The sequence below is a fragment of the Nocardia sp. NPDC050799 genome (assembly GCF_040654015.1).
Classification (GTDB): Bacteria; Actinomycetota; Actinomycetes; order Mycobacteriales; family Mycobacteriaceae; genus Nocardia.
The window spans coordinates 1-2,041 of the sequence record NZ_JBFAHF010000100.1 but is presented as its reverse complement, the minus strand read 5'-3'; the positions used below and the strand labels follow the sequence as shown (position 1 = coordinate 2,041).

Below are 2,041 nucleotides of genomic sequence, written 5' to 3'. Positions count from 1 at the left end.
TACGAGGGTTTCTTCTGCGACGCCGACAAGGCGGCGTTGAGGTTTATCCAGCTGACCTATCAGCTGATCCTGCCGGGGCTGGTTGTGGCCTTCAGCGACGGGGGCTTGAAAGAGCTGCTGTTCCGCTTCCGCGCGCGCAACTACCCGAATACGCTGGACGACGCCGAGCAGCGTCGCTGGCTGCAACACCGCCAGGAAGCGCTGAGCGCAGAGCGCGTGCAGAGTTACCTGCTGCAGCTCGAATCACTGTATAACCTGCACGAAGGCGACAAAGAGAAAACCGCCCTGTTGAAAGCGCTGTTCGATTACGGCAAAGAGTTGGTGGGATAAAACCCGCCGCAGCAGAAAAGGAAAAGGCCGCGAAAGCGGCCTTTTTTGTGGCTGATGACCCGTCCTGAATAGCGTTGACACATTTTACTCACGCACAGAGGAAAATGTGATGAACCAGTATATTAAACGCACACAACGCGATTACTCTCTATCCTTTAAACTGGCTGTCGTCGAACAGGTCGAAAAAGGCGAGATGACATACCGCCAGGCGCAAGATCGCTACGGTATCCAAGGCAGCCAGACTGTCATGAACTGGCTGCGCAAATACGGTCAACTTGACTGGCGAACTTCTCCTTCCACCAGAACGTGCGGAGACAACATGCCCAAACTCCCCCTGACGCCCGAACAGCGTATTAAAGAACTTGAGCAGCAACTGGCTGAATCTGAAGTCAAAGCCCAGTTCTTCGAAGCTGTCGTCAAAGTGATGAACACCGACTTTGGCGCCACGCTGACAAAAAAGCAGCTAACCGCCTTATCGCGCAAACACAAGTACCGGGACTCACAGTAACGCGGGCCTGCCGATGGATGGGCATCAGCCGACAAGCGTGGTATCAGTCCCTGCAGCGTGAAGCAGGCAAAGAGGAGCAGGCCCGGCATCTCGTCGAACAGGTGACGGCCATCCGCTTGCACCAACCCCGACTGGGGACACGTAAGCTGCATCACCTGTTGCGGCAACACCCCGAACCGGCGTTGCATGTGGGCCGTGACCGGTTGTTCAGTATCCTGCGCTGCGCGCGGTTACTGGTGATGCCTAAACGGGCGTATCACAAGACGACGCACAGCCATCATCGTTTTTATCGCCATCCCAACCTGCTAAAAGCGGGAGACAATCAAGTAATAGCCAGCCGTCCGGAACAGGTATGGGTGGCGGATATCACCTACCTGCCGCTGAGAACGGGGACGGCGTATGTCAGCCTGGTAACGGATGCCTGGTCGAGAAAAATCGTGGGATATCACGTGCATGACAGTCTGCATACCCGGCATGTCGCCTGCGCGTTCAAAATGGCACTGGCCGGCAGACGCACGGCGTTGCCGTTGGTGCATCACTCGGACAGGGGTATCCAGTACTGCTCGCAGGAATATCAGGCGTTACATCAGCAGTATGGCGTCATCTGCTCGATGACGGACGGGTATGACTGTTATCAGAACGCGCTGGCGGAACGGATAAACGGGATACTCAAAACGGAATACCTGCTCGGCAGGCCAGAAGATATCGCGCAGGCAAGAAAGATGGTCAGGGAGTCGGTGAACCTCTACAACACGCGGCGGCCGCACTTGTCGCTGAAATACAAAACGCCCGATGAGGTTCATCGGGCGTTATCCGGTTGAAAAGTGTCAACCTATATCAGGACTAGTCACCGGTAAACTCCAACTGGCAACCGCCTTCATCCTGCTGATTGCGCTTAATGAGCGGTTGTGCGTGCAGCGCCTGCTCGTTGTCGTGGCCCTCATTACCGGTCTGGCGGTCAACGGTTATTCACTCTATCAGGGGCTGCGGCTGGATATTCCGCGCGTGGAGCTCAACTTCGATCGCGCCACGGTCGTTGCCTACCTGATGACCGCCATCGATCTGGTGATGATGCAAGCCATCCTGATGCTGCGCACCCGCTACCGTCTGGTGTTGTACATTGCGGCGTTCCTGCTGTCCTTCTCTGCGCTGGTGCTCACCGGCACGCGCGCGGCCATGCTGGTTTACCCGGTGGCGGTTTGT

2 protein-coding genes and 1 pseudogene are annotated in these 2,041 nt (G+C 56.5%); all 3 read left to right on the top strand.

Annotated elements, in window-relative coordinates; all coding sequences use genetic code 11:
* Positions 1-330, top strand: a 330-nt coding sequence (locus AB0H42_RS35600) for a hypothetical protein (protein ID WP_357064257.1), incomplete at its 5' end; no start/stop codon positions are given.
* A 109-nt stretch (positions 331-439) separates the two neighbouring features.
* Positions 440-1,685 (top strand): annotated as a pseudogene (locus AB0H42_RS35595) (IS3 family transposase).
* A gap of 65 nt (positions 1,686-1,750) precedes the next feature.
* Positions 1,751-2,041: hypothetical protein (locus tag AB0H42_RS35590; RefSeq protein WP_357064254.1), on the top strand; the 291-nt coding region annotated here is incomplete at its 3' end.